Raw genomic sequence first — 26,984 nt, 5'->3', positions numbered from 1 at the left:
ATTCCGTAAGGCTCTTTCTATTATTTATTATCCTGATTCAGCTTTTCTTTGCCGTAATGATATTTAGACGGATCAACCGGCGTAAAGTCGCTCAATTTGTGGAATCTGAGCAAGTCTTTGTACATCACGCTGTCAGACAGCTTCAGCTGCTCTGTGACTCTGGCTTTCAGGTTTTTCGTTTCCTGATTGCCTTTCAGTTCTTTTCCTGTCTTCGTATCGTATACGACATTGGAGATGGAAGTATATTTCGGCGTGACGTAATCTCCGTTACGGAACGTCACCGTATCATCATGGTCTTTCGAGAAGAGATCGGTGCCGAAATTAATATATTTCTTAGAATCGATGCCTTCCAAGTGAAGGATCGTCGGCACAACGTCCATTTCACCGCCGTACGTATGGTTCACCCCGCCTTTTTTGCCGGGGATGCGAAGCATAAGCGGCACACGCTGATTCTGCGCGTTTTGATAAGGCGTAATTTCTTTGCCGAGAATTTCTTTCATCGCGCGGTTATGGTTTTCAGAGATTCCGTAATGGTCTCCGTAAAGCATAATCACCGAGTTGTCATATAAACCGGATGACTTCAGGTCTTTAAAGAACTGTTCAAGCGCCTCGTCGAGATAACGCGCCGTCTGGAAATAGTCATCCACAGTCGCGTCGCCCGTTTTCGCTTTTTCGATCGTTGCGTCTTTTTCATCAAGCGTAAACGGATAATGGTTCGTCAGCGTGAGCAAATGCGCGTAGAACGGCTGTTTCAGCGATTGAAGCTTCGGAATGGATTCTTTGAAGAATGGTTTATCCTTCAGTCCCATATTGACAAGGTTGTCATCAGACATATCGTATGTGCTGGCGTCAAAGAATTTATCGTAGCCGATATGTTTGTAAATCTGGTCACGGTTCCAGAATGATTTGTAGTCACCGTGTAAAACGGCGCTTGTATAGCCCTCACTTTGGTCAAGGATGGCAGGAAGCGATTGATACGTGTTTTCCCCTTTTGTCACGAAGGCTGATCCTTCAGGCAGTCCGAACAGGCTGTTATCCATCATCAGCTCGGCGTCAGATGTTTTACCTTGGCCCGTTTGGTGGAAAAAGTTATCAAAGTACGTCATGTCCTCTCCGCCGCGGGCGAGTTTATTCAGGAACGGCGTGACTTCTTTTCCGTCAAGTTTGTAGTTGATCAAAAACGATTGGAAGCTCTCCAGGTGAATCTTAATGATGTTTTTGCCTTTGGCCTTGCCGAAATACTCGGCGTTCGGCTTCGCATAATGCGACGATGTGTAGTTTTCAACGCTCGTCAGGTCATCGCTGCTGGCATATGCCCGCTGTGATTCCGTCTGCGCCGTCTGTACGCCGTCATAAATTGTGTAATTATAAAGGCCTAAGTATTTTACAATGTAATTGCGGTCAAACGTTCTTGTCAGCAGCTCCGGGCGGTCCTCTTCGGCAATCGCCAGGTTCACGAAGAACAAAACAATACCCGTCACGATAATTAATGACGTATACCGTTTTTTCAGCTTGAATTCCTTCAGCTCACGTCTCCACACCAGAAGCGCGATTAAAATAATAATATCAACAAAGTATAAAATATCATGGCCGGACATAATGCTGAAGATGCCGTCTCCCATATTTCCCACATTACCGGATTGCTTTAAGTTCGGGAATGTCAAGAAATCATCGAAGAATCGATAGAATAGGATATTTGCATACAAAATAAACGTCATGATGAAATCAATAATCACCATGATAATCGCTGATTTGCGGCCTTTCGCAAACAATGCCAGTCCTAAAAAGAAAATGGCGCTTGAGAACGGATTGATCACAAGCAGAAACTGCTGCGTCGGACCCTTCACCCCAAGGTTGAATTCAGCATGATAGGCTAAATACGTTTTGGCCCAAAACAAAATAATAGCCAGTACAAAAAAACTAAGTCTGTAAGAAAATAATTTCTTCATGGCAACCTCTACTTTCCTAAACACTTTAAATCTGTATTCTTACTTTTTGCTTCAATTCCTGCTTTCCGAGCAAAACGAAAGCATCACACAGCCCCATAAACACACCATTTAAAAAAACGATATATTTATCATTCGTGTCATGCCCATTGAACATCTTATCCCGCCAGCCATTAGACGCAGGATATCCGTTCTTCGTTTCACATTTTTTTCTGGCATTAAAAGGTACCGTATCAGACCGGGTCTGAAAATAGGAGATACCAAATATAAGAATAACACAAACTTCTAAAAACGAAAAATGAATATCAAAGGCAGCCGCCCAACAGGCGGGCTGAAGTTATTGTATGCAAAGGGGTTGAAAAACTTGAAGGTTTTTTTGGCTGATGTAAAAAAAGGACTGGAGTCATCCAGTCCTTTTTTTACATCAAATCGGTCAAATCCCCGCCCAAACATCTTTTGCGTAAATGCCTTTTGTCTGGAGGTCCAAAAGCCATTCTTGCGCTTGCCGTTCGTCTGTTTCGCGGACCGACTGATACGCTTTTTGCAGCGTTGCCTCTACATCGGGCGCCATTTTGCTGCCGTCGCCGCATACGTAGAGGTGCCCTCCCCGGCCGAGGATGGAAATTAAAGCGCCGGCGTCTTTCGCCATTAAGTGCTGCACATACGTTTTCGGTACGCCTTCTTTGCGGGAGAAAGCCGTATGAAGCGTCACGATTCCGTCTTTTTCATAAGCTTCAAGCTCGTCACGGTAAATAAAATCATGATCGTTTCTGCATCCGAAATACAGATGAGCCTCCCCCAGCTCTTTTCCTTCTTTTTTTAACGCCGCCCGGGCCTGCAGAAATCCGCGGAACGGGGCGACTCCTGTGCCGGGACCGACCATAATAATCGGTTTTTCCGGATCTTCCGGCAGCCGGAATCGTGTTTCCGGAGTGCGGACAAACATCACGATACTATCCTCAGGGCCGCGGTCCGCTAAATAATTCGATGCGACTCCGCGATACTCACCCAAACCGCTCCGGGCGGGGCCGCGAACGACGCCGACGGTAATTGAAGCCTGCCCGGGATGTTTCCGGGGCGAACTTGAAATCGAATAATACCGCGGCTTCAACGGGCGCAAAAGCTCCAGAAATCGCTCAAACGGAAGTTCACACGCTTCATATTTTTCAAGGAGATCGAGCATCGAGACGCGCGATGTTAAGATTTGCTCCTGATAGACGCCCTCCTCAAGAAAATCTTCCAATTCCCGTTTGTGCGGCGGGCAGACCGTATAAGCGGCCATTTCCCGGATTTGAGCCCTTGATGCCGCTTCCTGCAATTCGACACAGCTGCTCAGAAGATCATGCAGCCTGACCGGCCGATCGAGCGGGAGATGAGCCGCGCTCTGTCCGCTGGCCGTCAGCAGCACTTGATCATTCCCGTTCAGATTGAACCGGCGGAGAACACGGCTGACCTGCTCTTTGCTGTTTACCGGCAGCACGCCGAGATGATCCCCTTCATGATAGGCAGCCTCTTTCGGCAGAGTGATTTCGATATGCCTTGTGCTCCGGCCGCTTTCCGGCGCCTGAAGTTCCCTGTTTTCTGCAACGGATGCGTAAACCGCTTCATACGTCTGTGCCAAAGGAGACCCGCCAAGCCCGCTGACAAATTGAAGGCCCAGCGCACTTCTCTCTTTTTCTGCATTTTCATTCAGCTTGAGACCGAATGCCTTCATGGCGTCCGTCCACATGCTTTTTTTCCATCCATCAAGCTTTCCTTCAAAATCGCCGCTGACGTCCCCCTCGCCTCGGGAGGAAAAGCGTTCCGCCCCTTTTTCGGCAAGCTTCTCATCAATAAGCCTCGGTACAGCCTGATATGTCGCCGCCCAGTTATGATCACCGCAGCCGAAGACGGCATATCGGACGCCTTCCAGCTCCCCGGGTTTGACTTCTTCAAGCCATTGAACGAATTGTCCCGCGTTGCTCGGAGGCTTTCCGTTATAAGAGGACGTAATGATCAAGAGAGCTCCTTCTTTCGGCAGTTTTCCGATCCGGTCATTTAAAGGCGCCGTTTCAGTCCGGACGCCGTGCATCCCGGCAGTATCGGCAAGCTCCCGCGCCACGCCTTCTGCGGTTCCCGTATCTGAGCCGTACAGAATCAGAAGCGGTCGGTTATCAAGCCCGATAATGGATGCTCCTTTTGTTTCCCGTTTTTCTTTTTCGACGTCTTCCGCCGCTTTTTCAGCCGCCGGGAGAGCAGCCGCAACGTCTTCTTTGTTTCGCGGCCGCACCCGGATATGAAAGTCGCCGGGCTTGATCGTCAGTGTCTGTTTAATATCGAGCTCATAATCGGTGTGATCGATAAAGGTAAAATGCTGAAGAATCATCCCCAGAACAAGAGTTGCTTCATGCAGGGCGAACTGCATACCGATACACGCCCTCTGACCGTTTCCGAACGGCTTATACGCATGGTGAGGCACTTGATCAGGATGTTCAAACCGCTCCGGATAAAATTCCTCCGCATTGTCTCCCCACGCGTCTTTATCACGGTGAAGCTGGGGAATTAAGACGGAAATTCTGTCTTTCGGCGTGATCGGATATTTCCCGCCGATCACCGTATCCTCTTTCGCATAAAGGCTGAACGCAGGAGCGGTCGGCCATAAACGCAATGACTCCTGCAAAATCATTCGGATATAAGTAAGATCCAGCACTTGTTTATATGAAGGAACGGGATCGGTCAAAACCCGATCGGCTTCTTCATAGGCTTTTTCCAAAACACGGGGATGTTTCAGCAGAAAATAGATGGCAAAGGAAAGCAGGCCGCTTGTCGTTTCATGGCCGGCAATTAAAAACGTGATGATTTGAAACCGGATATTTTCATCATCAAGCTTTTCGCCCGTTTCCGGGTCTTCCGCATTCAGCATTCTGGCCAGCAGATCCTTTTCATCCCGGCCGCCTGACCGGCGCTCTGCGATAATACTGTCTACTAACGAAAACATCGCCTGAATGTCATGATGAAATTGGCGCTTCGTCCTGATCATAAGCTTATCCTGAACATCAAGGCGCTGCATTTGGTGCATCGCTTCATCAAGGGCGCGCACCATGCTGTTGATAAACGGATGAGGCGTTTCCCTGTAATAGCTGTTAAACCGATAGTTAAAGCCGCAAAGCCCGATCGTATCGAGCGTCAGGCGGGTCATATCAGCAGGCACATCAACGGCCTCATCCGGGTTGAGCCTAGCCCATTTTTGAATCAGCTGCACCGCGATATCAGTCATCATCGAATGATAATCTTTCATCGCGCGCTGGCTGAAGGTCGGCATCAGAATATGATGCGCCTTTCGCCAGTTAGGCTCATGCGTCCAGCTTGTAAACAGCCCGTCACCGGAAAACGCCCGGACTTTCTCTAAAGCCCCTTCAATGCTTTTATCGAACCGTTCTTCATCACAAACCTCTTTCACCAGTTCATGGCCGGACACGACGATAATGGCGCCCGCCGGCGTATGCAGCTGAAAAATAGGCCCCTGCTCGTTTGCCAGTTTGATCAGCGACATTGTAGGCTTGTCTTTATCAAGCAAAGGAAGATTGCCGAGCGGGCCGAATGTCTTCGGCTGCGGAATCGGACCTGTTTCCTTCATAAATAACACCCTTTCTTACACGTTGATGCGTTCCTTCCAACTACGGTGCCCTTTTCACCGGCCGATTATCCGCCGTCACGGAGCAATCATCGGATTGACGATCGATAACGGTTTTTTCTATACTGGAGAGGCTTGTTAAATACAGAAATAAGGTGAGTTCACATATGGATTTTGAAATCAAGTTTTTATCGTTTTATGTCATTCAAGTGGAAGGAAAAGACGAACAGGCAAACAAACAGTTCAAACATTTCCAGACCCTTGACACGGAAGAATTTGAAGAAAGCGAGCTGAAGGATTTTCTTGACGGGGAATTGAAGAAAATCGTCAAACGGAAAGCCGAACGGCATCCGCAATCCGAGCAAGTCCCAACAAAAATCGGCCATTTTATCACGGAGCCGGGCCATGAGCTTGATTCAAATCCGAATTACAACCTTTTCAACCGCGCCAGACTTGCGGATACGAAGGAAGCATTTATCGAAGCAAGCGAGCAGTTCGTCCGCACTTACCTTGACACGAGCGCCGTGCGCGGCGGTGTTTTTATCGTGGCATCGGCCGTTCCGCGCAAGTATTTTGAAGACAAATTCGTCTTTATGATGAAATGCGATTTCGAGCCGAAGGTCGCCCGCATCTCAGACGCCTCGTCTCTCATTAAAAAGGTCGAAATGGCCATCACGACAAAAAACATGAAAAGCATTCAATATCCGTATATGCCGGAAGAAGGCATGACGGAAGAGCATGAGCTGAAAATCCATCAGGCCTCGCACGCCCGTTATTTCGAAGATTTTCTCAAATTTGTCGAATACGGCGAATCGATGCCGGAAATCATGAAAAACCAAGTCATGAACATGGTGCAGGAACACGTGTATGAAACTTTTGAAGAAAACAGCGAAGAGCTTCAGCAGTTTGAGCACGACATTGAAATTTGGGAAGCGAGTGAAAAGCGGGAAATTCAGGAGCGCCTCGACACTCATCAAGTCATCGAGGCATCCGCGCAGATCATTGAACACACGCCGGAAGCCGAGCTGAAAATGAAAGTCGGAGAAACAGAGATTAAAGGATTACTGGCTGATTTCGGCGAATCCATCCATCTCGCAAAAGTGAACGGGCGCTATGTCGCGCTCATTGAGGCGGAGACGATCTCGTTTGAAAAAGGCAGTTCGCCGGTGGAGTTTCACAAGCCTGAGGGGCTGCATGAGGTAATTGAACGGATACGGAATAAATCTGAACAAGACTGACAAAAGTCCAGACGCCATGTTCTGGACTTTCTTTATTTAATAAGGCTCTTTGAGCAATCGATAGCATTCACTGATGATGTCTTGGACGCCAGGCGTTCCCTTTATCTCGCGGCGGACGATTTCAGATGAGAGATTCTGCACCTGTAATGCCCGCTCCGCCCGTCTTTCGAAGTATGCTTGACATGCAGTTTCATGGTTTTCGTGTTTTCGCAGTTCTTCACTAAGCACAATCGCGTCTTCAATCGCCATCGCCGCTCCCTGCGCCAATGTCGGCGCTCCTGCATGGACGGCATCCCCGCCCAGAACGACGCGGCCTCTGTGCCACGGTTCTTTGACCGCCATCTGCTCAATCTTATGAAACAAAACGGGATATTCCTTTGACATATTCTCTGTCACAAACTTCACTCCCGGAATTCCGCGCAGCAAGTCTTTCACCCGTTCAAAACGCGTGTCCTCGTCATCCCTGAAGTCAGCGTCATACGGCCGGATGATAAATACGTATCCTGTTTTTTCAGAGAGCGGCACGACTCCGACCTGCGTCTGCCCTTTTTTATACATCAGTGTCGAATCATGAAATATCGGCTCGGGAAAAGAAATGTAAAATCTGTGCGCTCCCATGCCGAGATACTCTGTTTTCACTTCTCTTTGCAGCATTTGATCGCGGACAGCGGAGCGAATGCCGTCAAAGCCGGCGAGGATGTCAGCCGTCATCGCGGTTCCGTCTGCACAATGCACCGTTATTTCATCTGCCGTTTCTTCGTAAGACACGACTTTTTTACCGGGCAGAATCGTGACCCCCGCCGCTTCAGCATGCTTTTTGAGGATATCGTTTAACGTTTGCCGCAATATATTATTCCGCCCCGGCAATGAATCATCTAAAAACGCCTCACTCACTTTAAACTGCAGCGTTCCGTTTTCATCATGCTGCTTCAGCCATTCCGTTTGAAAGCCGTGTTGACAGCATTCATCATACACACCGATTTCCCGCAGCACCCGCAGCGCATTTTGGGGCTGGAGAATGCCCGCTCCGCTTTTTCGCATGTCGGACGCCGCCTCGCAAAGGGTCACTTCAAAACCCGCTCTGCCGAGAGAAATCGCTGCGGACAGGCCGCCGATCCCTCCTCCCGCTATGATGATCTTTTTCACTTCATGGTTCATCACGATACCGCCTTCTCTATTTATTTATTATTCATTAACTATTAGCCACCTTACTATATGAGCTGAAAAACTGTCAATCTTTATAGGTTGCCTTTTGAATCCGGCAAGCTTATACTTTGAATCACTAAAATGGTACGGAGGCTTACAAAAATGGAGTTGAGACATTTGCCGGATTATTCGCAGATTGCCGGACGCGCTGAGATTTACGCCGATATGGATGCTGAATCATTGAAAACATTTTTGACGTTATTTGATATGTCTAAAAAAATGAATCAGGTCATGGAGCATTATTTCTCAAGTCACGGATTGTCCGAAGGGAAATTCAAAATTTTGATGTTTCTGTTTGACGCACCCGGACACAGCCTGAGTCCGACAGAGCTGGCAAAAAAATCCAATGTCACCAAAGCGACCATCACCGGATTGATCGACGGACTCGCACGGGACGGCTTTGTAAACCGCAGCCGGCATACCGGCGACAGACGAAAAATCAGCATCGAACTCACAAAAGAAGGAAAAGAAAAGCTGATGCTGTTTCTTCCCGGCCACTTCTCCAATATTTCAGGAGTCATGGAAAGCTTCACCGCTGAACAAAAAGCGGAATTGACAAAAATGCTTGAAGTATTATTTGATAAGCTTCTGCTGTTTTCCGGCGGCAGAACATAAAAAGGCGCCCCTCTCAGCAGGGCGCCTTTTTCGCGCGGTTAATCATCACTGTTTAAAATTCCGAAAAACCGTAGCAGGTTGATAAACAGGTTAATAAAGTCGATATAAAGCGTCAATGCCATCAAAGGAATCAGGTCAGCCGTGATGTCCCGGTGCTTGATCTGGTTCAGATCGTATAAGATGTACATTGAAAACACAATCGTCCCGATGACGGAATACGCCATCATGGCGGCGGAATTCAGCGGGCTGAAAATATTAAAGATCCCCACTGCGAGAAGCGCGATGACAGCGACAAGCAAGAAGGACCATAAAAACGACAAGTCCTTTTTCGTCTTAGCGCCGATCGTGCCGAGCACCGCAAAAATCACAAACGATGAACCGAATGCCTCCAATACGACATAGGCCCCCGCTGCGGACGCATAATGGCTGATAATCGGAAACAGCGTCATTCCGGAAATGAAAGCGAATGAAAAGACAAACACATATCCGACGGCTTTTTTTCGGCGCAGCCAAAATGCGGCGATGATCATGACAACCTCTAAGATCGACAGCGGCAGCATCAATGCCGGCGGAATGAACTGACCCGTATACAGGCCGATTGTCGCAACTAACAGTGTAAACACAAATACCGTTATAATGCGCTGCATAATAGATTGTTTGCTCTCATAAGCAGCAGTTTGCATGTCAAAAGTCCTCCCAAAAAAATGATCTTGATAGGTCTATTATAAATAAAATGGGAGAAATTCGCATGATTTTAAGAAGATTTTAAGGATGTCAGGCCTGACGTTTTGCTGCGCACTCCTGCCTATCCATGAAATCATGCAGTTTTTTCGTCAAGCCGCCGTGCCCGAATCGGATATTCCCCTTCTGCCCCGGCGTTTTCGCGAAATCGAGAAATGCCAGCACATAAAGACGCCTGACGGGAATCGGAATGACGCCCGCATCATAAAACCAGCCGTCAATTGTATTGAGCACGCCTTTGTTAATGCCGTATTGCTTCGTGCACCAATGCAGAAAGCGCACTTCGGGCAGGTGCAGATACCGGCTCTCCCGGAAAGGAACAGTTGAATGCTTCATATGTACCGCCTCCTGTCATTGGCTGTTTTTTAAGATTGTTTTACTTCTTTGCTCTTCAGGGAAAATCGATATTTCTCCACCTTATCAATTTGTGTCACTTGGGAATTATGAACCGTAATCTGAACTGTCCCGAAATCGAGCGTTTCCAGCGCGCTGATAATCTTTTCGATCACATGCGGATCTACGTTTCCTTTGGACGTCATCATGCTCCCCCCTTTATGTCTGGCCGTTCGTCTTTTGACAATGAGTGTTTTAATTCATACTATTCTGATAAGAAATATATAATTATACTATTATGTTTTCATTCAGAAATCAATAACATTTACACAATTTTTGGATATGTTTTCTTTGCGAAAACTTTCACTTCCTTCGCTTTGATATAAACCGTGTCATCCCGAAATCGACTCCCAAGGCGTCATATTGCTCTTTTTAAGAACGCAATCTTCACGTTCCGACATATTTACGTTGTTTTCCGCTGACAAAAAAAGCGCCCCGCCTCTGGCCGGAGCACCTTTTTACTATGCTTTTGCTTCCTCGATCACACATGTGACGCCCATGCTGGCGAGCGCCTGCTCCAGGGAGCCGTAAGTTTGATACTCTGAAAAATCAAGCCCCAATTGGATAGAAGTCTGTGCCACATCAGGCCGAATGCCGGAAAACACGGTTCTGATGCCGAGGAGAAATAATGTTTTCGACAGCATGTACAATTGCTGCGCCACCATCGTATCGACAATTGGTACACCGGACAGATCAATCACAAGATTTGTGATCCGTTTGGCGACACAGTTTTCCGGCACCGACTCCAAAATCACGCGCGCCCGTCTCGTATCAATTGATCCGATGAGCGGCAGAGTGCCGATCGTATCCGCGATCAAAATAACCGGACAGCTCAATTCGGAAATAAGCTCCTGCTGAGATGACAGCCTCGCGATCATTAATTTCTGAAACTGTTCAGTAAAATCCGTCATCAGCTGATCAAACGAGCCGTTGACAAGGTGATTCCAGCGGCGGGCATCCTCGTTTGTTACGATGTCCTGATGCTCATCCATAAAACGGGTGACCGCCTCCCAAAAGACGGTTCTTGAATTGCCGATCGCCTCAACGACCTCATGAACCTCCGCGTCTTGCTCCACTCTGCTTTTCGCTACCTGTGCGGCCCATTTTTCTTTGTTATGCTGAAAAACGGCCGGATCTTCCAAAAAAGCGCTTGCGATGACCGTGTTTGTAAAGGTATGCTGCTCGATCAGCAGCCGTTTCATTTCCTCACTTAATTGATCCGCAGAATAAAAACGCCCTCTCAGCTTCCGTCTCAGCTTGAGCCATTTTTCCGTCAGCTCTGCCGAATGTGTAATAATATAATCATGAAGTAATTGGTCTTTGTTCACTGCCGTCTCCTCTTTCAAGAATATGTACTTTTGTCTAAATTATAAATCGGAATCGCCGATCGTACTAGAGAAATAAAAAAAAGCCTGCACATTAAAGCTTTTGATTGCTTTTTTCGGCAGGAGGATACACTATAATAGAAATGAAACAGGAGGTCAGTATGATGATCAAAAAAATCGCGACAGTCGCCGTATACACTGATGATCAGCAAAAAGCAAAAACATTCTGGACGGAAAAAGCGGGGTTTGAAACCGTCGCCGAGCATCCGATGGGCCCGGGCGCCTTCTGGCTTGAGGTAGCGCCCAAAGGGGCCGCCACTCATTTGGTTATTTATCCGAAATCAATGATGAAAGGGGCCGAGCATATGAAGGCTTCTATCGTATTTGAGTGTGAAGATGTCTTTGCCGCATACGAACAGATGAAAAAGAACGGCATCACCTTTTTAGATGAACCGAAACAAATGGAATGGGGCAGCTTCGTGCAATTTAAAGATGAGGATGGTCATGTCTTTCTCCTGAAATCGTAAGCCGTCAGGCATCTCAATTGACTGTGAGAATCATTTTCATTTAAAATGTTGGATAAAGCGTGAAAAGGATTGGAGAGTTGCCAAATGTTCGTGCAAATCAGAAAAATGACCGTAAAAGAAGGACATGCCGACAAAGTAATCGAACGCTTCAGTTCAGAAGGCGTGATTGAAAAGCAGGAAGGTTTGATAGACGTAACGGTCCTGGAAAAAAAAGTCCGCCGCGGTGATGAAGAAGTCGTCGTGTTAATCCGCTGGGAGTCAGAAGACCATTGGAAACAATGGGAAAAAAGCGAAGACCACATCGCGGCCCACAAAGCAAACCAAGGCAAGCCGAAACCTGATTATATGCTTGGGACGGATGTCGGTATGTATCATGTCAGAGCCGTTAAAACAGGCGTACATGAAAAATAATAAAGAGCATTTGCCCCAGGGCAATGCTCTTTTTATTTTTTCTCCTCATACGGCAGGACAAACAGCGGTTTATCGGGCTTCCATTCCGCATACAGCACATCCTCCGTTTTTTTGATGTTCAGCTTTTTCAGCTCCTGATTCAGCTGCTTTTCTTCCAGCCCGGCTTCTTTCAGATTTTCATACAGCACTTCGCCGTCAATAATCAGCGTGACCGGCAAAGAGACCTGCTTCGGCTTTATTTGCATGTCGCCGTTTTTCGTCGTGTCATATTGAAATTTCGGCAGGACGCTGACCATCCCGTTTGTTTCTAAAATCGCGTACTCCGCTTCCTGTATGGAAAAGCAATTCGCCTGTCTGAGAAGGCTTTGCAATTGATTAATGTCCAGCTTATTCTTTTTCAGCACATCATATTTCAGTTTTCCTTTATGTATGATAATACTCGGCTCGCCTTCCAACAGCTTTCTGGAGCTTTTTACTTTCTGCGTAATCAGTTCGATGAGATAAATTAAAATCCCCCATAACAGAGAGGCAAAAATGATTTCAAAAATCCTGACGCCTTTATCATACACCGCATTTCCGACCAGTTCGCCGAGGATGAGCGCGGAAATAAAATCAAACGGCGTAATTTGCGAGAATTGAGTTTTTCCAAGCAATTTTAAAATCACAAATAAAATACCCAAACCGCATACTAACTCCCAAGCCACTGTAAGTAAATGTCCCATATTCGCACCTTCTTCTTAAAAGTCATTACCATTATGGACATTCGCCTGTTTTCTATACAGCGGCCGGCAACACACAAAAAAACGCAGCCGAGGCCGCGTTTTTTCACTTCTGCTTACTGTTTTCGATTCGATCTGACGACCCGTAAGCACACCTCAGCGGCATAACCGGCGGCCGCTCCGGAACCCGCAAACATCGCGGCAAGCCCCAAGCCCATTCCTTCCCAGCCGCCGACACCGAAAATGCTGTAAACAACCGTACCGAAAGCAGTCAGGCCCAGCACCGCCAAAAGGCACTCAGACCACATCTTTTTCGGCCATTTCTTGCGGAGCACAGCCGATACGGCAAAGTTAAGACAAAATGCGGCCAGACAGATCAGATAAAAAAACCCCATGTCTTTTACCTCCGTCATGAGAAGCTTTTTATTTACTCACCTTTTTTTCAAACAAATGATAACCCGGCGCGGATCCTTTTGGTTCGTACCCCATTCCGCTGTAAAACGACTGAAGCGCCTTGTTTTCGGACACGCAATCGAGCCGGATTTTCGTTTTTCCCGGACAAGACACACCCGTCTCCGCCCAAGTCATGATTGTCCGGCCGAGCCCCGCCCCTGCAAACCGCCTGTCAATCGCCAGCCGGTGGAGATATACGGACTCCTCATGTCCTTCATCGCCCCAAAGACGTCTGTCCCACCCGCTTGCTTCGGGAAGCAGCATGACGACGCCGGCCAGCTCTTCATTCTGCCTGAATAAAAAAACACACCCTTGGGCGATCGCCTCCCGCATATTGTGGGTATCTTCCCCTTGCAGAAGGCCGCTCCACTGGTTCGATCCTTTATCGCGAAGCCATTCTGCCGCTTGCACGAGCAGATCCATGACCTCTTTTGCATCATCTTTCCGGGCGGGGGTGACCCGGAATGCCCCCGCCTTCTCCTCCGTGATCGTAAAAGGTGTCATAAAATCCTCCTGTAATCAGAATATTCGACACCTTTATTATAGACCAAACGCAGAAAGGAAAAAAACAGCCGTCGTGTTTGAGGGCCGTTTAAAAAATTTTCTTCTTATCACGTTCTTCTTTTAAAATCTCAACCGCTTCCCTGAAACGCATAGAGTGGACGATTTCACGCTCACGCAGAAAACGGAGTGAATCATTCAGGTCAGGATCATCGGAAATATCAATAATCCATTGATACGTCGCTCTCGCCTTTTCTTCAGCCGCAATATCTTCATATAAATCAGCGATCGGATCTCCCTTCGCCTGTATGTAAGACGCTGTGAACGGAACTCCGGCCGCATTGTGATAAAACAGCGCGCTGTCATGGTTGACGTAATGATCACTGAGCCCTGCATCACGCAGCTGCTCCGGGGTCGCATCTTTTGTCAGCTTATAAATCATCGTCGCAATCATTTCTAAATGCGCAAACTCCTCCGTGCCGATATCCGTCAGCAGGCCGATCACCTTGTCAGGAATCGTGTAGCGCTGGTTTAAGTACCGGAGCGCTGCGGCCAATTCGCCGTCCGCCCCGCCGTATTGTTCAATGAGAAACTTAGCCAGCATCGGGTTGCATGTACTGACTTTAACCGGATACTGCAGCTTTTTTTCATATACCCACATTTACAGATCCCTCCTTATACTTGCCATGGCCAAGGACCGCGGCCCCAGTCCCATTGAGCGCCGACCTGACTCACGCCGAATTGCAGAAGCGGTCCGTACTCAGGCTCAAACCGCTTTCTCAGCTGTCTTGAGTACCGGGAATATTCATGAAACTGCTGAAGCGCGAGACGGTCATGGGGATGCGTATCCAGATAAAGCGTCAGCTCCACCAAGACAAAGTCCGCCGCCTGAATTTGCTCCAGCAGCCGATAGTATTCATCATCAATCTTTTTCGCCATATTCGATTCCCCCCCGATAAGGATTATCATAGAAATCGTAAAGATCCTTCCAAAGGGTCCCTTTTCTCAATGCCTCCATCGGAGAAAACTGCTCCAAGTGATACGGCTGAAACCGCATATAAAGATGCGGCGGCGTTCTGTAGTATTTTCTCCCGATCGGCGGGCAGGGATCAAACCGGCTGTGGAAGGGTTTATAGGATTTGACCGGTGTAAACGGCTGATTTTCTTTCATTACGATCCTCCTTTCCTAAACACATGACCTTAATAGGTATGAATCCGTATCGGCATTTATGCCCTGTAAGAAATGAAAAAAGCCAGCGCTTAGAAACGGTCACAAAAAAACACTCTTGCTGTTCCAAGAGTGCTTTTTCCCGAATGGTCAGATATATTGGCTTTCCCGATGATGATGATGGAACGGGTAGCCGCCGTAGCCTCCGCCATAGCCGCCAAAACCGTACCCCGGATATCCCCCGAAGCCGCCGTAGCCGCCAAAACCGCCGTAACCGCCAAAACCGTATCCCGGGTATCCGTAGCCTCCGCCGAAACCGTATCCCGGATATCCTCCGAAGCCTCCGTAGCCGCCAAAACCGTACCCCGGGTAGCCTCCGAAGCCGCCATAGCCTCCGCCGTAGCCTCCGCCGTAAATCGGTCTTCTTTCATTCATGATTTATCGCTCCTTCACATAGGTTACAGTCCAGTTTATGACATCCGGAAGGAAACGTATGGGCATCCGCCCAGTTTTGGCGAAATAATAAATAATTGCTTACGGAGAAAAATACGATACAGGCCGACCGCTTAAGCAAAATAAAAAGGCCGGAACTTATGCCGCCCCGGCCTTTTTGTCTTTATTCGCCTAAATCTACATTGTGATAAACCTGCTGTACGTCTTCGAGGTCTTCCAGCACATCGATTAGCTTTTCAAATTGAGCTTTCGCATCTTCCGGAAGCTCGACTTCATTTTGCGCAAGCATCGTCAGCTCCGCAACCGTGAACTCTTCAACGCCGGCATTTTTGAATGCCTCCTGTACCGCATGGAATTGATCAGGCTCGGCATATACGATAACACTGTCATCCTCTTCTAAAATATCGCGCACGTCCACATCAGCTTCCATCAGCAATTCCAGCGCTTCATCCGCCGTCTTGCCTTCAACGCCGATAACGGCAGTCGCATCGAACATGTAAGCGACAGACCCGCTCACACCCATATTTCCGCCGTTTTTCCCGAATGCGGCACGCACTTCAGGCGCCGTGCGGTTTACATTATTGGTTAACGCATCAACGATGATCATTGAACCGTTCGGCCCGAAACCTTCGTAACGCAGCTCGTCAAAGTTCTCCTCCGCGCCGCCTTTCGCCTTTTCAATCGCACGCTCAATAATATTTTTCGGCACACTGTACGTCTTCGCGCGCTCAAGCACCACTTTTAACGCCTGGTTCGATTCCGGATCTGGCTCGCCTTGTTTTGCCGCCACATAAATCTCACGGCCGAACTTCGCGTAAATCCGGCTCGTATTTGCGTCCTTTGATGCTTTCTTTTCTTTAATATTGTTCCACTTACGGCCCATTTTGTTCCACTCTCTTTCACGAATTGAATCTGTATGATAAATACTCTGCTTCTATTATACCTCAGCGGTTGGGTTGTTTCGAGTGTAAGACATTAGAAAAAACAGGCACGCTTAAAATCACCGGAGCGCAGTAAGCCGAATGTGAGGGTTATTATACAAAATATAAAAAGCCTCCCTTCATACAGGAAGGAAGTCGCAAGCCAAAAGATTCATTTTATTCTCATTACCTATTTCCTACACTGTATATCCTGACTCACGTGGTAAAATTTTGATATCGAACAAATGAAAGGATATGGTCATGAAAGTTTTCGAAGCAAACAGCCTGCTGGCCGCTGCTAAACAGCGCGCGGGTGAATATAAAAAACTGCGCGGTCAGATGGTCAACCTGAAAAAAGCGTTTCAAGGTATGGCTGATCTCGGTGACAATGATTTCTCAGGCCGGGGCGCTGACAACATCAAAGCTTTTTTTAAGGACCACGCCGGCGTCACAGACAGCTGGCTTGATCTGATCGACATGAAAATCGCATTTCTCACAAGCCTTCCCGGTAAGGTCGAAGATGCCGGACTTTCCAATTCGCATGTGGAGGAATCATTTCTGGAGCATGAGCTCACCCACGCCCTCAGTAAATCAAAGGCAATTATGGAAGGGCAAAAAAAGGACATGGGGTCCATCCTCAGAGAGATCGAAGACATCATCTCGCTTGATCTGTTTTCAACCGAAAGCACAGATCAGAAGCTTTCTTCAGCTGACAAAAAAAGAAGCGAAACAATACATAAGCTCGACAAGCTTGATCACGATCTAACGAAGGAATACACAGAAACCGAAGCGAACGAACAGTTCATTCAGGCCGACTTTGAGCAGCTCCAAAACGCCACAGGCAAAGGAAAAAGCGCCACGCCGCTTCACTACAACGCCAAAGCGTACCGAGAAAGCGACATCCATAAGAAGAAAGGCGATATCGCAAGACATTCGGATGCTTATTTGACGATTAAAAAGGAAGAGGCGAAAGAGCGAGCGATCAAGGATCTGAAGAAAAAGCTGGCCGCTGGTGTCACCGATCCGGATGAATACTTAGAAATCGCGAAGAAAATCAGCTATGAAAACCTTGAACCTGCTCAGGTGGAATATGTGATGCAGCTTGAACAAGCAAAACAGCTAGAAGAAGTCGGAGAAACGGCTTGGGATATCGTTAAAGGAATAGGCGTCGGCCTTTATGATGTCGGGAAAGACACCATAACAGGCGTCAAAGATCTCGCTGTCGGCGCATGGGATTTTTACCATCTCTCTGATGAACAAAAAGTCGCTAAAACCATATCGGCCGTATTGAACACACCCTCCTACGCAAAAATCATATGGACAAACCTGGCGGATTCATGGAATGATAAAATGGTTAACGGGGATGCGTATTCAAGATCACATTACATCACCTACGCCATCGGGAGCATTGTGGGACTCAAAGGTTCCGGCTCAGCTGTAAAAGTATCAAGCAAGCTCGCGAAAACAGGTGCCGCCAAAGTGGATAACGTCTTGGAAGCTGGAGAAAAAGCAGCCGCAAAACATGTAAAAACCGGGATTGAAAAAGGACAAAACTACATCAATTCCTTTTCGAAAAACAAGTACGAACCCGCGCTTGCCGGAATAGCACAGGATATTGAAAACACTCACAATGTGAAGAATACTCCTTTGTTGAAAAGTATTATTGAAGATCAGAAAGAGAGTGTGCTCAGTAAATCTGTGACTTCTGGCATACATAGTGTTAAACAAGGAGACAGCAGTCCTCTCGCACCGGGCGGGGGTTTAGCTGCTCACGAAGCAAAAGGCGGACACCTTATAGAAAGACATGTTGGTAAGAGCGACCAAGAACTCATGGAAAGGCTTGAAAAAAGCAAAATGAGTAACAAGAAAATATCCGGATCATCCTCTTTTAAGGATAGAGCAACTGCAGAAAAGATTGCTAATATTACCTTATCAGATAATAAAGATAAAATAGAAAAATGGTTAAATAATGATGTAAAAAAACCTTTGGTACTCTCCTATAAAGGATCAGAAGTGTTAGGCAGAGGAATTACCAAAGGCACAACTGAAATTTCTGACTTAACTAACGCTAAAATTATATTGAAAAAGAATAATGATGGTAGCTTTATATTAACAGGCTATCCCACGAGGTGAGATCAATGATTGAAACAAATATTTCTGAACCTGTATTTCAATTTTTAGGAGGTATTTTCCATCAAGATATAGACACTCCTGAGTCAGCTCTTGAAGAATACTTAGCAGAGATACCTAAAAAAGAACAAGAAAACGATGTAGAAGCACTCAAAGCGTTTATAAATAGTGATTACTCAGAAGAACAAAAAAACGTTTTTATAGAAGAATCTGCTGATGGTGTAGATATCAATAGTTACGAACTATCCCCAATACTATGGCTCAGACAAGTCATTCAAAAAATCGAAAAAAATATTGAGTCTTTATAGATTCAGGGAAACCCTATTCCTATGTTTACACAGTCCCTGATAAGTTTCTTAATCTTTCCCTCTATAAACTGAAAAAATAACCCCGAATGAAAGGGGAAAGGATATGGTCATGAAAGTTTTCGAAGCAAACAGCCTGATGGCCGCCGCCAAACAGCGCGCGGGTGAATACAAAGAACTGCGCGGCCAGATGGTCAATCTAAAAAAAGCGTTTCAAGGTATGGCTGACCTCGGTGACAGCGACTTTTCAGGCCGGGGCGCTGACAATATCAAAGCCTTTTTCCAGGACCACGCCGGCGTCACAGACAGCTGGCTTGATCTGATCGATATGAAAATCGCATTTCTCACAAGCCTTTCCGGCAAAGTCGAAGACGCAGGTCTTTCCGAATCTCATGTAGAAGAATCTTTTCTGGAGCACGAGCTCACCCATGCCCTCAGTAAATCAAAGGCGATTATGGAAGCGCAGAAAAAGGACATGCGCTCCATCCTCGGAGAGATCGAAGACATCATCTCGCTCGAATTGTTTTCAACCGAAAGCACAGAACAAAAGCTTTCTTCAGCTGACAAAAAAAGAAGCGAAACAATACATAAGCTCGACAAGCTTGATCACGATCTAACGAAGGAATACACAGAAACCGAAGCGAACGAACAGTTCATTCAGGCCGACTTTGAGCAGCTCCAAAACGCCACAGGCAAAGGAAAAAGCGCCACGCCGCTTCACTACAACGCCAAAGCGTACCGAGAAAGCGACATCCATAAGAAAAAAGGCGATATCGCAAGACATTCGGATGCTTATTTGACGATTAAAAAGGAAGAAGCGAAAGAGCGGGAAATTGAAAAACTGAAAGAAAGACTGAAAAACTATGATTATGCGAATGCCGATGAATTCTACTCAATGGCCAAAACAATCGGCTATAAAAACCTGACAAAAGAACAGCAGCGCTACTTCACTCAAATTGAAAACACGCGTGAACTTACAGACGGTTTCAAAGGCGTTGCCGTCGGCCTTTATGATTCCGGAAAAGACGCGGTCACAGGCCTGTGGGATATGGTCACAGATCCGGGCGGAACGGTTGAAGCCATTACAGGAGCGGTGGCTCACCCGATCAAAACGTATGAAGCCATTTCAGCGGCAATCGAAGAATCGTACCAAAAAGACATGGTGAATGGCGACACCTACTCCAGAGCAAGATGGGTGTCATATGCAGTAGGCACCGTTGTGACATCAGTTGTCGGCACAAAAGGCGTCGGCGCCGTCTCAAAAACTGGCACAGCCGCCAAAGTGACAACCAAAGTCAAAACAGCAGCAAGCAAATCCGCAACAGCACAAAAAGCGATAACGGTCTCAAAACAAACCGTTGATCACATCAAACAAAAAGTAAACACAGGCATGGAAGTATCAAAAAAACGTGCCAAAACCAAGTTAAATCAAATCGGAGATCTCACCCTGGCTGATATTCTCCCGTATCATCCGCGTCACGACTTAGTGCCGGCAGGCGTTCCTTACAACGCAGTCAACGGGGTCACACTTAAAGAAGGACTTCAGAAATTCGCCAAGGTCATCCTGCCGAAACCGTACGGAACCTCCGCAAGCGGCAGGCGGACACCGGCACCGCATGTACCGCCGGTAACGGTCAAATACGGCGAGCATTTTGCGAAATGGACCAGAAAGAAAGTATTGAAGCCGAATGTCATCTACAAAACAAAAGAAGGCTACACGTACACTACTGACAACTATGGTAGAATTACAAGTGTCAAAGCAGACTTGCAGCTGGGAGAAGCAAAACGCAACCAATATGCGCAGTCAAAAGCAGGTAAACCAGACCGTCTGACAGATGACGACGGAGGCCACCTAATCGCTACTCAATTCAAGGGCTCAGGCCAGTTCGACAACATCGTGCCGATGAATTCTCAGATTAATAGGAGCGGCGGGAAATGGTATGAGATGGAGCAGGAGTGGGCAAAAGCTCTTAAAGAAGAACCTCCTAAATTAGTAACAATTGAAATTAAGCCTATTTATAGTGGAGACTCTTTAAGACCTAATTTATTTAAGGTCAAATATAAGATCGGAAATAAAAGATTTAAAAATGTTAGAATAAAAAATCAAGCAGGAGGCTGATATTGTGGAAACTGAAAAGATGGGAATACTATATCAAAAAATCGCTGAGCAAATAAATGAAATTATCCCCTCTGAGTGGGAGAAGGTTGCTCTTTATGCCGAAATTTTAGATGATTCTTCAGAAGTTTACTTCTTCTTTACTACTCCACAAAATCAGGAATATATATATTCACACGATATTCCTGAACATTTTAATGTTGATGAAGATATATATGACGAACTTCTATATGAATTGCATGATTACTTTGAAGAGTTACGGGATGAATTTAAAACAAACAACGAGGACTTATGGACAAACCTCACTTTACATCTCGAACGAAGCGGTAAATTCTCAATTGACTACGATTACACCGATGTCATCGCCTCAGACTTAAACGGAACACAACGGCAAGTGGTATGGGAATATCAAAACTTGGGGATTTTGCCTGAAGATGAGGACGATAAAGAATTTGTAATAAGTTACTGCAGTCTATAAAACAATAATGGCTCAGCACTTCCTTGCTGGGCTATTTTTTATAACTAGGATTTCTCGACGATTGAAGGTGAAAAGGTTGGAAAATAAGAAAATGCAAGATCTGTACCAGATTATTGGTGAGAAATTAAATGACATCATACCTTGTGAATGGACAAAAATATATCTTTATGCAGAAGTATTAGATGACTCTACCATGGTTCTCTTTCACTTCAAGACACCAGAAAAACGTCAACTGATTTATTCGCAAGATATACCTGTCCGATACAGTGTAAGTAAAGATATCTTCAAAACTTTATTAAGAGAAATCCGTGAACTTTTTGACGAATTACGAGCTGAGCACAAAAACAATAATGATCAGGTTTGGACGAACCTAACATTGACATTGGAGAGCAACGGTCAATTCCAACTTGATTATAATGATGACGATATTTTGGCATCTGAGCTTGATGGGTATCAAAGAATTGCATTATGGGAGTACAAAACTCTTGGAATTTTGCCCGAAGACGAGGAAGATCAAGAATTTTTAATTAGCTACCTAAATCTATAAATTTGAACTGGAGGTTAGCATGGAAACAGAAAAAATGGGTGAATTATATCAACAGATAGCAGAAGGCATTAACGAAATAATTCCTTCTGAATGGGAAAAGGTCATTCTTTATGCAGAAATACTCGACGATTCTTCTGAAGTTTTCTTTTATTTCAATCCTCCGCAAAGTGAGGATTATATCTATTCTCATAATATTCCTGAACATTTTCAAGTAAGCGAAGATCTTTATGACAATCTATTAATCAAACTTCAAGAAGCCTTCGAAGAACTGCGCAAAGAATATAAAGAAAATAATCTGCATATTTGGACGAACTTGACTTTAAAACTAGATAGGACAGGCCAGTTTTCTATAGATTATAACTATGAAGATGTAATCGGTTCAGAGCTAAATGGAGCTCAAAGAAAAGCTGTTTGGGTGTATAAAAACCTAGGCTTGATGCCAAAAAGGAAAACGGTAAGAACCTTCCTAGAAGATTTCATCAAGACTAGCGAAAGATAAATGAAAAGCTGACAATCAGGATATCTTGACTAATGTAACATGTTATTGCATTAGAATTAAGCGGAACACAAAGACAGAATTTGCGGAAGCACAAAAATATGGGCATGCTCCCATAAGACTAAGCAAAACAGGCAGCATCCAGTAAACGGATGCTGCCTGTTAAATCGTTATGTATCGTCTGAAGAGGTCATTTATTTTGTTTTTTAAATATGAAAATAGATATGACGGTAAATATGATGGCTGTAATGACAATGACCCACAAGCTCGCGAAAACAGGTGCCGCCAAAGTGGGTAACGTCTTGGAAGCCGGTGAAAAAGCGGCTGCAAAACATGTGAAGACAGGTATCCAGAAAACTAAAGATTTCACCAATTCATTATCAAAAGGAAATCAACCAGCTTTTGCAGGAATTGTCCAGGATATTGAGAATACGCATAATGTGAAGAATACACCGCTTTTGAAGAAAGAGATTGAAGGACAGAAGTCGAAAGCTTTACAAGAAACTGAGATAATAAAAACCCAGAATGTAAAGAAACCTAGAAAAACAATAGTTCCTACAGTAAAAAGTGGTGAATTTAATAATTGGTTCAACTCATTAACCACAAAACAACTTGATGAACTTTGGGCAGATAAAAGAGTTAGAAGAGCAATTGAAAGACAACTAAGAGCACCCGGTGGAATGCACGAATGGCATTTAGTTTCCCGAGCTCCTACCTTTAAACATTGGAATATTACAGCGGAACAAATAAGAGATTTAAGAACTGCTATAAACGAAGTTGAGTTTGTAAATCCTGTTGGTAAACATGGGGGATTGGGCTCTACAGCTGCCCATAATGAATTGCTGGGAATTATTGATTCATCTCTGAACTATAATATATTTGTCCGCAGATTGAACAATTGGGCAAACTATAGACTTAAAGGTGGAGTAGAAGCCCTGCCAAAAGGATTGAGGATTAAATAATAGGAGGTTTATATGGAACGTCAAAATTACGTATCATTGTGGATCGGAAGTATAAAGGATAATGAATCATTAAGTAAATATGTTGAATTAGTTTACAATGAAGATGAAGGTGATTTTCTTCCTTCCCAATTTTTAATTGACTTTGATATAGATATCGATGATTTAGATGAAGATTTTATAGAAAAAGTTGCACATGAAAATAATCGTAACAATTTACCTGCACTAATTGACGGCTGTTCATACGATAGTGTCATCTTACCTCGTTTCGAAAACATGGTAGGTACCACACTCCCTGATCAAATCAATGCTGCTGTTCTTTTATATAATTTTGAATATGACGGCAGGGAGAAAGAAATAACTGCAAAAAACTATTCATTTAAATTTATTGGTGCAGTTTCCTATGTTTAAAAGAAAAAATCATAATAAAGTATAATTCAGAATTACGTTTTCATAATGTAGTGATTATATGAGATGGTTATTCATACTACTTGGAAGAAGATAAAAAGTAGGATGACTAGAAGAAGGCTCTCTTTTTTTCAGAGGCCTTTTTTGTTTGCGTGTAAAACCTAAAAGACTATAAATATCCATAGATAAACAAAAGGAGGGGCGTTCTCTCACAGACAAAGTACTAACTATAACTGGAGGTTATTCTCCACTATCGCCCACTCCATGCGTGGTACCGCCGAAGGAGTGCCTTACAACAAAAGTTTAAAAGAAGCACTGCAAGCATTCGCCAAAGTGGTACTGCCGAAACCGTACGGAACCTCCGCAAGCGGCAGACGGACACCGGCACCGCATGTACCGCCGGTAACAGTCAAATACGGCGAGCATTTTGCGAAATGGACCAGAAAGAAAGTATTGAAGCCGAATGTCATCTACAAAACAAAAGAAGGCTACACGTACACCACTGACAACTATGGTAGAATTACAAGTGTCAAAGCAGACTTGCAGCTGGGAGAAGCAAAACGCAACCAATATGCACAGTCAAAAGCAGGTAAACCAGACCGTCTGACAGATGACGACGGAGGCCACCTAATCGCCACCCAATTCAAAGGCTCAGGCCAATTCGACAACATCGTGCCGATGAATTCTCAGATTAATAGGAGCGGCGGGAAATGGTACAAAATGGAGCAAGTGTGGTCAAAGGCATTAAACGGAAAACCTCCTAAGCAAGTAAAAGTTAATATAGAACCCGTTTATCAGGGAGATTCACTAAGACCTGTATTATTTAATGTTGAATATAAGATAGGTAATCGTAGAGCGAGACAAGTTACTATAGAAAATAAACCAGGGGGTTAATCTAATGGAAACAAAAAAGATGGAAGTTCTATATCAAAAGATAGCAGAACAAATTAATGATATGATCCCTTCCGAATGGAGCAAAGTTGTTCTTTATGCAGAAATATTAGACGGCTCTAGAGAAGTGTATTTTTTCTTTCAAACACCAGAAAACGATGAATATATATACTCTCACGACATTCCAGAACAATTTCAAGTTAGTAAAAAAATTTATACAGAACTATTATTAGATCTTCAAGAGTTATTTAAACAGTTACACAATGAATTTAAAGAAAATAATCCTGAAGCATGGACAAATTTGACACTGAATCTTGAAAACGATGGAACGTTCTCAATTGATTATGATTATGAAGATGTTATTGAATCTGATTTGGACGAATACGAAAGGCAAATGATTTGGGAGTTCAATAACTTGGGGATTTTCCCTGAAGACGAAGAGGACAAAGAATTTGTTAAGGATTATCTAAATATTAAGTAAGGCTTCGGAATAATGATAAACAAAACAGACAGCATCCAGTAAACGGATGCTGCCTGTTACATCGTTATGTATCGTCTGAAGAAGTCATTTATTTTGTTTTTTAAATATGAAAATAGATATGACGGTAAATATGATGGCTGTAATGACAATGATCCACAAGCTTGCTGCTGTACTGATAAAATGGCCGTTTAACTTGTAGACGATCCCGTAATGCTTTTCATATTCCTGTATTTGGTCCGCAGAGGCATGTTTAAATACTTTATCAACTGAGTCTGTCATAAACGCTTTTCTGAACAGAACGGCGGTGTGGCTGATAGGGAAGTACATAATAATCTTCTGCACAAACACCGGTACGCCGCCGATCGGCACATATACTCCGCATAAAAAACCGATGGCTGTTCCGACAATCGTACTTAACGTCGAAAATGCATTTTGTGTGTGAATAAACAGCGTTAAAAATAAATTTATGGAACTTGAGAGTGCAACTGAAAGAATAATGATCCCCAATACTTCAAGTATATCTGTTCCGCTTAAAAGTTTGCTGCCTGTTGAAACGAGAAAAATTTCACAGCCTAAAAAGGCGATGAAAGAAAAGATCAAGCCGATGACAAATGAATGAATGACATAGCTCAATTGGATGGTCGCCCTTGATAAAGGAGCTGTTAAAAAGTCATACGTTCTCTTGCTTTCTTTATCTTTCACCATAATTCCGAAAGCGCCTAAAGTCGTTGTCACAGCTGTAATGGACAGCAATCCCGCCACCATCCATTCGTTCACCATTGCTTTGGAATCATCTGTCGAACCGACCAAGGCCTTAATGGCGTCCAGCTGTGTCTGCTGTAAGAACACGGCATATAACAGAATGACGATAAATACTGACAGCAAAGAAAGAAGCAAAAGCGTTCGATCACGGAAGTATATTTTTATATTTCTGCTGATTAAACTGGATAAAGACTTCATTTATGCAATGCTCCCCTTTACTGGCAAACTGCTTCCTTGTTCTTCGATAATGTGGATAAACACATCATCCATATTCCCTTTAATCACCTCGAAAGATTCAATTTTTCCTTCAAGACCTTTCAAAATGTCAAACGCTTGGAGAGTGGACTCTACACGAAGGGAATAAATAGAGTTTTTAACCGTAAAATCCAGTTGTTTATTTTCAAACCATGCAGTCGGATCAACGCCTTGCTTAAACATCATATGCAGACTGTCAAACGCATATTGATCTTTCAGCTGACTCGGTGTACCCTCTGCGATCAGACGTCCTTCTTTGATGACCACAACGTTATCAGCCACAGCGGCCTCCTCCATGTAATGGGTCGTTAAAAAGATCGTCATGTTTGTTTCTTCCTGCAGCCTTTTAATCGCATTCCAAACAAAAACTCTCGTTTGCGGATCAAGACCTGTAGTAGGCTCATCTAAAAATAATATAGTCGGTTTATGGATGATGGCACGGGCAATATCTGCTCTTCTTCTTTGTCCGCCTGACAAATCGCTGTATTTTTTCTCCTTAATATCATCCAATTTTAAATAGTCTGTTACAAACTGATAGTTCTCTTGCACTTGTGCCTTGCTTAAATGATAATATTGTCCGCGGTTCATGATATTTTCATAAACGGTCAATCGTTCATCCAAAATGCTCTCTTGGAAAACGACTCCGATCTTTTTGCGGATATGATTATTCTCTTTCCCCTCACCAAGCGTATAACCGTCTATTACCACTTTTCCGGATGTCTTTTTAATCAGCGTACAGAGAATATCGATAGTGGTCGATTTCCCTGCACCGTTCGTTCCCAGAAATGCAAACAGCTCGCCGCGTTTGACAGAAAAGGATACCCCTTTCACTGCTTCAAATGATCCATATTTTTTACGAAGATCCGTTACTGTAATAATGTCTTGTTCTTCTCCCATTCTGTTCACCTCGAAAAGTAAGATTACTAA

29 protein-coding genes and 2 pseudogenes are annotated in these 26,984 nt (G+C 44.8%); 14 read left to right on the top strand and 17 right to left on the bottom strand.

Annotation, left to right across the window (positions count from 1 at the left end):
* Positions 1-20: 20 nt before the first annotated feature.
* Both JNUCC21_RS03715 and JNUCC21_RS03710 read right to left on the bottom strand, forming a co-directional pair.
* Complete coding sequence (locus JNUCC21_RS03715) at positions 21-1,949, bottom strand: LTA synthase family protein (protein ID WP_003155677.1); 1,929 nt, start codon at positions 1,947-1,949, stop codon at positions 21-23.
* Between the two features lie 430 nt (positions 1,950-2,379).
* Positions 2,380-5,562 carry a bifunctional cytochrome P450/NADPH--P450 reductase gene (locus JNUCC21_RS03710; protein ID WP_369878572.1) on the bottom strand — a complete coding sequence of 1,061 codons (3,183 nt, stop codon included), beginning with the start codon at positions 5,560-5,562 and terminating at the stop codon, positions 2,380-2,382.
* A 164-nt stretch (positions 5,563-5,726) separates the two neighbouring features.
* Here JNUCC21_RS03710 and JNUCC21_RS03705 point away from each other — a divergent pair, with 164 nt between their 5' ends.
* Positions 5,727-6,797 (top strand): DUF3900 domain-containing protein, encoded by a 1,071-nt coding sequence (locus JNUCC21_RS03705; RefSeq protein ID WP_007408944.1) that lies wholly within the window; start codon positions 5,727-5,729, stop codon positions 6,795-6,797.
* Between the two features lie 36 nt (positions 6,798-6,833).
* On the opposite strand, the gene JNUCC21_RS03700 is transcribed toward JNUCC21_RS03705, so the two are convergent.
* Positions 6,834-7,955 carry an FAD-dependent oxidoreductase gene (locus JNUCC21_RS03700; RefSeq protein ID WP_132106480.1) on the bottom strand — a complete coding sequence of 374 codons (1,122 nt, stop codon included), beginning with the start codon at positions 7,953-7,955 and terminating at the stop codon, positions 6,834-6,836.
* Between the two features lie 150 nt (positions 7,956-8,105).
* Between JNUCC21_RS03700 and JNUCC21_RS03695 the strand changes: the two genes are divergently transcribed.
* Complete coding sequence (locus tag JNUCC21_RS03695) at positions 8,106-8,618, top strand: MarR family winged helix-turn-helix transcriptional regulator (protein ID WP_007408942.1); 513 nt, start codon at positions 8,106-8,108, stop codon at positions 8,616-8,618.
* A gap of 38 nt (positions 8,619-8,656) precedes the next feature.
* On the opposite strand, the gene JNUCC21_RS03690 is transcribed toward JNUCC21_RS03695, so the two are convergent.
* From JNUCC21_RS03690 to JNUCC21_RS03675, 4 genes are all read right to left on the bottom strand, one after another.
* Positions 8,657-9,301 carry a Bax inhibitor-1/YccA family protein gene (locus tag JNUCC21_RS03690; RefSeq protein WP_012117028.1) on the bottom strand — a complete coding sequence of 215 codons (645 nt, stop codon included), beginning with the start codon at positions 9,299-9,301 and terminating at the stop codon, positions 8,657-8,659.
* Positions 9,302-9,392: 91 nt separating this feature from the next.
* Complete coding sequence (locus JNUCC21_RS03685; RefSeq protein ID WP_043021004.1) at positions 9,393-9,695, bottom strand: hypothetical protein; 303 nt, start codon at positions 9,693-9,695, stop codon at positions 9,393-9,395.
* Positions 9,696-9,724: 29 nt separating this feature from the next.
* A complete protein-coding gene (locus tag JNUCC21_RS03680) occupies positions 9,725-9,898 on the bottom strand; it encodes a YezD family protein (RefSeq protein ID WP_003155693.1) in 174 nt (57 codons plus the stop codon).
* Between the two features lie 315 nt (positions 9,899-10,213).
* Entirely contained in the window at positions 10,214-11,080 is an 867-nt protein-coding gene (locus JNUCC21_RS03675) for an STAS domain-containing protein (protein WP_007408939.1), read from the bottom strand.
* 161 nt (positions 11,081-11,241) lie between these two features.
* On the opposite strand from JNUCC21_RS03675, the gene JNUCC21_RS03670 reads away from it, so the two are divergent.
* Both JNUCC21_RS03670 and hmoA read left to right on the top strand, forming a co-directional pair.
* Complete coding sequence (locus JNUCC21_RS03670; RefSeq protein WP_007408938.1) at positions 11,242-11,604, top strand: VOC family protein; 363 nt, start codon at positions 11,242-11,244, stop codon at positions 11,602-11,604.
* A gap of 84 nt (positions 11,605-11,688) precedes the next feature.
* The gene (gene hmoA / locus JNUCC21_RS03665) at positions 11,689-12,015 is read left to right on the top strand and encodes a heme-degrading oxygenase HmoA (RefSeq protein ID WP_003155696.1); all 327 of its coding nucleotides are present in this window, start codon (positions 11,689-11,691) and stop codon (positions 12,013-12,015) included.
* Between the two features lie 32 nt (positions 12,016-12,047).
* Here the strand turns inward: hmoA and JNUCC21_RS03660 are convergent, their stop codons facing one another.
* From JNUCC21_RS03660 to JNUCC21_RS03625, 8 genes are all read right to left on the bottom strand, one after another.
* Entirely contained in the window at positions 12,048-12,737 is a 690-nt protein-coding gene (locus JNUCC21_RS03660; protein WP_012117024.1) for a DUF421 domain-containing protein, read from the bottom strand.
* Positions 12,738-12,850: 113 nt separating this feature from the next.
* Complete coding sequence (locus JNUCC21_RS03655; protein ID WP_369878571.1) at positions 12,851-13,129, bottom strand: YesK family protein; 279 nt, start codon at positions 13,127-13,129, stop codon at positions 12,851-12,853.
* Positions 13,130-13,157: 28 nt separating this feature from the next.
* The gene (locus JNUCC21_RS03650) at positions 13,158-13,691 is read right to left on the bottom strand and encodes a GNAT family N-acetyltransferase (protein WP_032867554.1); all 534 of its coding nucleotides are present in this window, start codon (positions 13,689-13,691) and stop codon (positions 13,158-13,160) included.
* A gap of 88 nt (positions 13,692-13,779) precedes the next feature.
* Complete coding sequence (gene cotJC / locus JNUCC21_RS03645) at positions 13,780-14,349, bottom strand: spore coat protein CotJC (RefSeq protein WP_003155700.1); 570 nt, start codon at positions 14,347-14,349, stop codon at positions 13,780-13,782.
* Between the two features lie 14 nt (positions 14,350-14,363).
* Positions 14,364-14,627, bottom strand: a complete 264-nt coding sequence (gene cotJB, locus JNUCC21_RS03640) for a spore coat protein CotJB (protein ID WP_007408934.1) — start codon at positions 14,625-14,627, stop codon at positions 14,364-14,366.
* The gene (gene cotJA / locus JNUCC21_RS03635; protein WP_003155704.1) at positions 14,611-14,859 is read right to left on the bottom strand and encodes a spore coat-associated protein CotJA; all 249 of its coding nucleotides are present in this window, start codon (positions 14,857-14,859) and stop codon (positions 14,611-14,613) included. The genes cotJB and cotJA overlap by 17 nt, the downstream gene beginning before the upstream one ends.
* A gap of 147 nt (positions 14,860-15,006) precedes the next feature.
* Positions 15,007-15,291: a hypothetical protein gene (locus JNUCC21_RS03630; protein ID WP_369878570.1), complete on the bottom strand. Its 285-nt coding sequence runs from the start codon at positions 15,289-15,291 to the stop codon at positions 15,007-15,009.
* A 181-nt stretch (positions 15,292-15,472) separates the two neighbouring features.
* A complete protein-coding gene (locus JNUCC21_RS03625) occupies positions 15,473-16,192 on the bottom strand; it encodes a YebC/PmpR family DNA-binding transcriptional regulator (RefSeq protein ID WP_003155709.1) in 720 nt (239 codons plus the stop codon).
* A 298-nt stretch (positions 16,193-16,490) separates the two neighbouring features.
* Between JNUCC21_RS03625 and JNUCC21_RS03620 the strand changes: the two genes are divergently transcribed.
* From JNUCC21_RS03620 to JNUCC21_RS03575, 10 genes and pseudogenes are all read left to right on the top strand, one after another.
* Positions 16,491-18,362, top strand: a complete 1,872-nt coding sequence (locus JNUCC21_RS03620; RefSeq protein ID WP_369878569.1) for a ribonuclease YeeF family protein — start codon at positions 16,491-16,493, stop codon at positions 18,360-18,362.
* Between the two features lie 5 nt (positions 18,363-18,367).
* Positions 18,368-18,667, top strand: coding sequence for a contact-dependent growth inhibition system immunity protein (locus JNUCC21_RS03615; protein ID WP_025284386.1), 300 nt, complete (start codon positions 18,368-18,370; stop codon positions 18,665-18,667).
* Between the two features lie 109 nt (positions 18,668-18,776).
* Entirely contained in the window at positions 18,777-20,783 is a 2,007-nt protein-coding gene (locus JNUCC21_RS03610; RefSeq protein ID WP_369878807.1) for a T7SS effector LXG polymorphic toxin, read from the top strand.
* 4 nt (positions 20,784-20,787) lie between these two features.
* Complete coding sequence (locus JNUCC21_RS03605) at positions 20,788-21,258, top strand: antitoxin YezG family protein (RefSeq protein WP_015239342.1); 471 nt, start codon at positions 20,788-20,790, stop codon at positions 21,256-21,258.
* A gap of 76 nt (positions 21,259-21,334) precedes the next feature.
* On the top strand, positions 21,335-21,805 hold the full coding sequence (locus JNUCC21_RS03600) for a TIGR01741 family protein (RefSeq protein WP_041482046.1): 471 nt from the start codon (positions 21,335-21,337) through the stop codon (positions 21,803-21,805).
* A 19-nt stretch (positions 21,806-21,824) separates the two neighbouring features.
* Complete coding sequence (locus tag JNUCC21_RS03595; RefSeq protein WP_015239340.1) at positions 21,825-22,304, top strand: antitoxin YezG family protein; 480 nt, start codon at positions 21,825-21,827, stop codon at positions 22,302-22,304.
* Between the two features lie 254 nt (positions 22,305-22,558).
* Positions 22,559-23,263 (top strand): annotated as a pseudogene (locus JNUCC21_RS03590) (hypothetical protein); the annotation flags it as partial.
* 12 nt (positions 23,264-23,275) lie between these two features.
* Entirely contained in the window at positions 23,276-23,671 is a 396-nt protein-coding gene (locus JNUCC21_RS03585; protein ID WP_015239338.1) for an immunity 22 family protein, read from the top strand.
* A gap of 279 nt (positions 23,672-23,950) precedes the next feature.
* Positions 23,951-24,562: pseudogene (locus JNUCC21_RS03580) on the top strand (DNA/RNA non-specific endonuclease); the annotation flags it as partial.
* Between the two features lie 4 nt (positions 24,563-24,566).
* The gene (locus JNUCC21_RS03575) at positions 24,567-25,040 is read left to right on the top strand and encodes an antitoxin YezG family protein (protein ID WP_015239336.1); all 474 of its coding nucleotides are present in this window, start codon (positions 24,567-24,569) and stop codon (positions 25,038-25,040) included.
* Positions 25,041-25,124: 84 nt separating this feature from the next.
* Here JNUCC21_RS03575 and JNUCC21_RS03570 read toward each other — a convergent pair whose 3' ends face one another.
* Together JNUCC21_RS03570 and JNUCC21_RS03565 are read right to left on the bottom strand one after the other, a co-directional pair.
* A complete protein-coding gene (locus JNUCC21_RS03570) occupies positions 25,125-26,000 on the bottom strand; it encodes an ABC transporter permease (protein ID WP_007609910.1) in 876 nt (291 codons plus the stop codon).
* Positions 26,001-26,954 carry an ATP-binding cassette domain-containing protein gene (locus tag JNUCC21_RS03565; protein WP_003155721.1) on the bottom strand — a complete coding sequence of 318 codons (954 nt, stop codon included), beginning with the start codon at positions 26,952-26,954 and terminating at the stop codon, positions 26,001-26,003.
* Between the last annotated feature and the right edge of the window lie 30 nt (positions 26,955-26,984).

Source organism: Bacillus sp. JNUCC-21 (assembly GCF_041222765.1).
Classification (GTDB): Bacteria; Bacillota; Bacilli; order Bacillales; family Bacillaceae; genus Bacillus; species Bacillus velezensis.
This window is presented reverse-complemented; position numbering and strand designations above follow the sequence as displayed.

Bases quoted from the DNA above. Each gene is read 5' to 3' on its own strand.
- JNUCC21_RS03715 (WP_003155677.1), bottom strand. From the start codon at position 1,949: ATGAAGAAATTATTTTCTTACAGACTTAGTTTTTTTGTACTGGCTATT.
- JNUCC21_RS03710 (WP_369878572.1), bottom strand. From the start codon at position 5,562: ATGAAGGAAACAGGTCCGATTCCGCAGCCGAAGACATTCGGCCCGCTC.
- JNUCC21_RS03705 (WP_007408944.1), top strand. From the start codon at position 5,727: ATGGATTTTGAAATCAAGTTTTTATCGTTTTATGTCATTCAAGTGGAA.
- JNUCC21_RS03700 (WP_132106480.1), bottom strand. From the start codon at position 7,955: ATGAACCATGAAGTGAAAAAGATCATCATAGCGGGAGGAGGGATCGGC.
- JNUCC21_RS03695 (WP_007408942.1), top strand. From the start codon at position 8,106: ATGGAGTTGAGACATTTGCCGGATTATTCGCAGATTGCCGGACGCGCT.
- JNUCC21_RS03690 (WP_012117028.1), bottom strand. From the start codon at position 9,301: ATGCAAACTGCTGCTTATGAGAGCAAACAATCTATTATGCAGCGCATT.
- JNUCC21_RS03685 (WP_043021004.1), bottom strand. From the start codon at position 9,695: ATGAAGCATTCAACTGTTCCTTTCCGGGAGAGCCGGTATCTGCACCTG.
- JNUCC21_RS03680 (WP_003155693.1), bottom strand. From the start codon at position 9,898: ATGACGTCCAAAGGAAACGTAGATCCGCATGTGATCGAAAAGATTATC.
- JNUCC21_RS03670 (WP_007408938.1), top strand. From the start codon at position 11,242: ATGATCAAAAAAATCGCGACAGTCGCCGTATACACTGATGATCAGCAA.
- hmoA (WP_003155696.1), top strand. From the start codon at position 11,689: ATGTTCGTGCAAATCAGAAAAATGACCGTAAAAGAAGGACATGCCGAC.
- JNUCC21_RS03660 (WP_012117024.1), bottom strand. From the start codon at position 12,737: ATGGGACATTTACTTACAGTGGCTTGGGAGTTAGTATGCGGTTTGGGT.
- JNUCC21_RS03655 (WP_369878571.1), bottom strand. From the start codon at position 13,129: ATGGGGTTTTTTTATCTGATCTGTCTGGCCGCATTTTGTCTTAACTTT.
- JNUCC21_RS03650 (WP_032867554.1), bottom strand. From the start codon at position 13,691: ATGACACCTTTTACGATCACGGAGGAGAAGGCGGGGGCATTCCGGGTC.
- cotJC (WP_003155700.1), bottom strand. From the start codon at position 14,349: ATGTGGGTATATGAAAAAAAGCTGCAGTATCCGGTTAAAGTCAGTACA.
- cotJB (WP_007408934.1), bottom strand. From the start codon at position 14,627: ATGGCGAAAAAGATTGATGATGAATACTATCGGCTGCTGGAGCAAATT.
- cotJA (WP_003155704.1), bottom strand. From the start codon at position 14,859: ATGAAAGAAAATCAGCCGTTTACACCGGTCAAATCCTATAAACCCTTC.
- JNUCC21_RS03630 (WP_369878570.1), bottom strand. From the start codon at position 15,291: ATGAATGAAAGAAGACCGATTTACGGCGGAGGCTACGGCGGAGGCTAT.
- JNUCC21_RS03625 (WP_003155709.1), bottom strand. From the start codon at position 16,192: ATGGGCCGTAAGTGGAACAATATTAAAGAAAAGAAAGCATCAAAGGAC.
- JNUCC21_RS03620 (WP_369878569.1), top strand. From the start codon at position 16,491: ATGAAAGTTTTCGAAGCAAACAGCCTGCTGGCCGCTGCTAAACAGCGC.
- JNUCC21_RS03615 (WP_025284386.1), top strand. From the start codon at position 18,368: ATGATTGAAACAAATATTTCTGAACCTGTATTTCAATTTTTAGGAGGT.
- JNUCC21_RS03610 (WP_369878807.1), top strand. From the start codon at position 18,777: ATGAAAGTTTTCGAAGCAAACAGCCTGATGGCCGCCGCCAAACAGCGC.
- JNUCC21_RS03595 (WP_015239340.1), top strand. From the start codon at position 21,825: ATGGAAACAGAAAAAATGGGTGAATTATATCAACAGATAGCAGAAGGC.
- JNUCC21_RS03585 (WP_015239338.1), top strand. From the start codon at position 23,276: ATGGAACGTCAAAATTACGTATCATTGTGGATCGGAAGTATAAAGGAT.
- JNUCC21_RS03575 (WP_015239336.1), top strand. From the start codon at position 24,567: ATGGAAACAAAAAAGATGGAAGTTCTATATCAAAAGATAGCAGAACAA.
- JNUCC21_RS03570 (WP_007609910.1), bottom strand. From the start codon at position 26,000: ATGAAGTCTTTATCCAGTTTAATCAGCAGAAATATAAAAATATACTTC.
- JNUCC21_RS03565 (WP_003155721.1), bottom strand. From the start codon at position 26,954: ATGGGAGAAGAACAAGACATTATTACAGTAACGGATCTTCGTAAAAAA.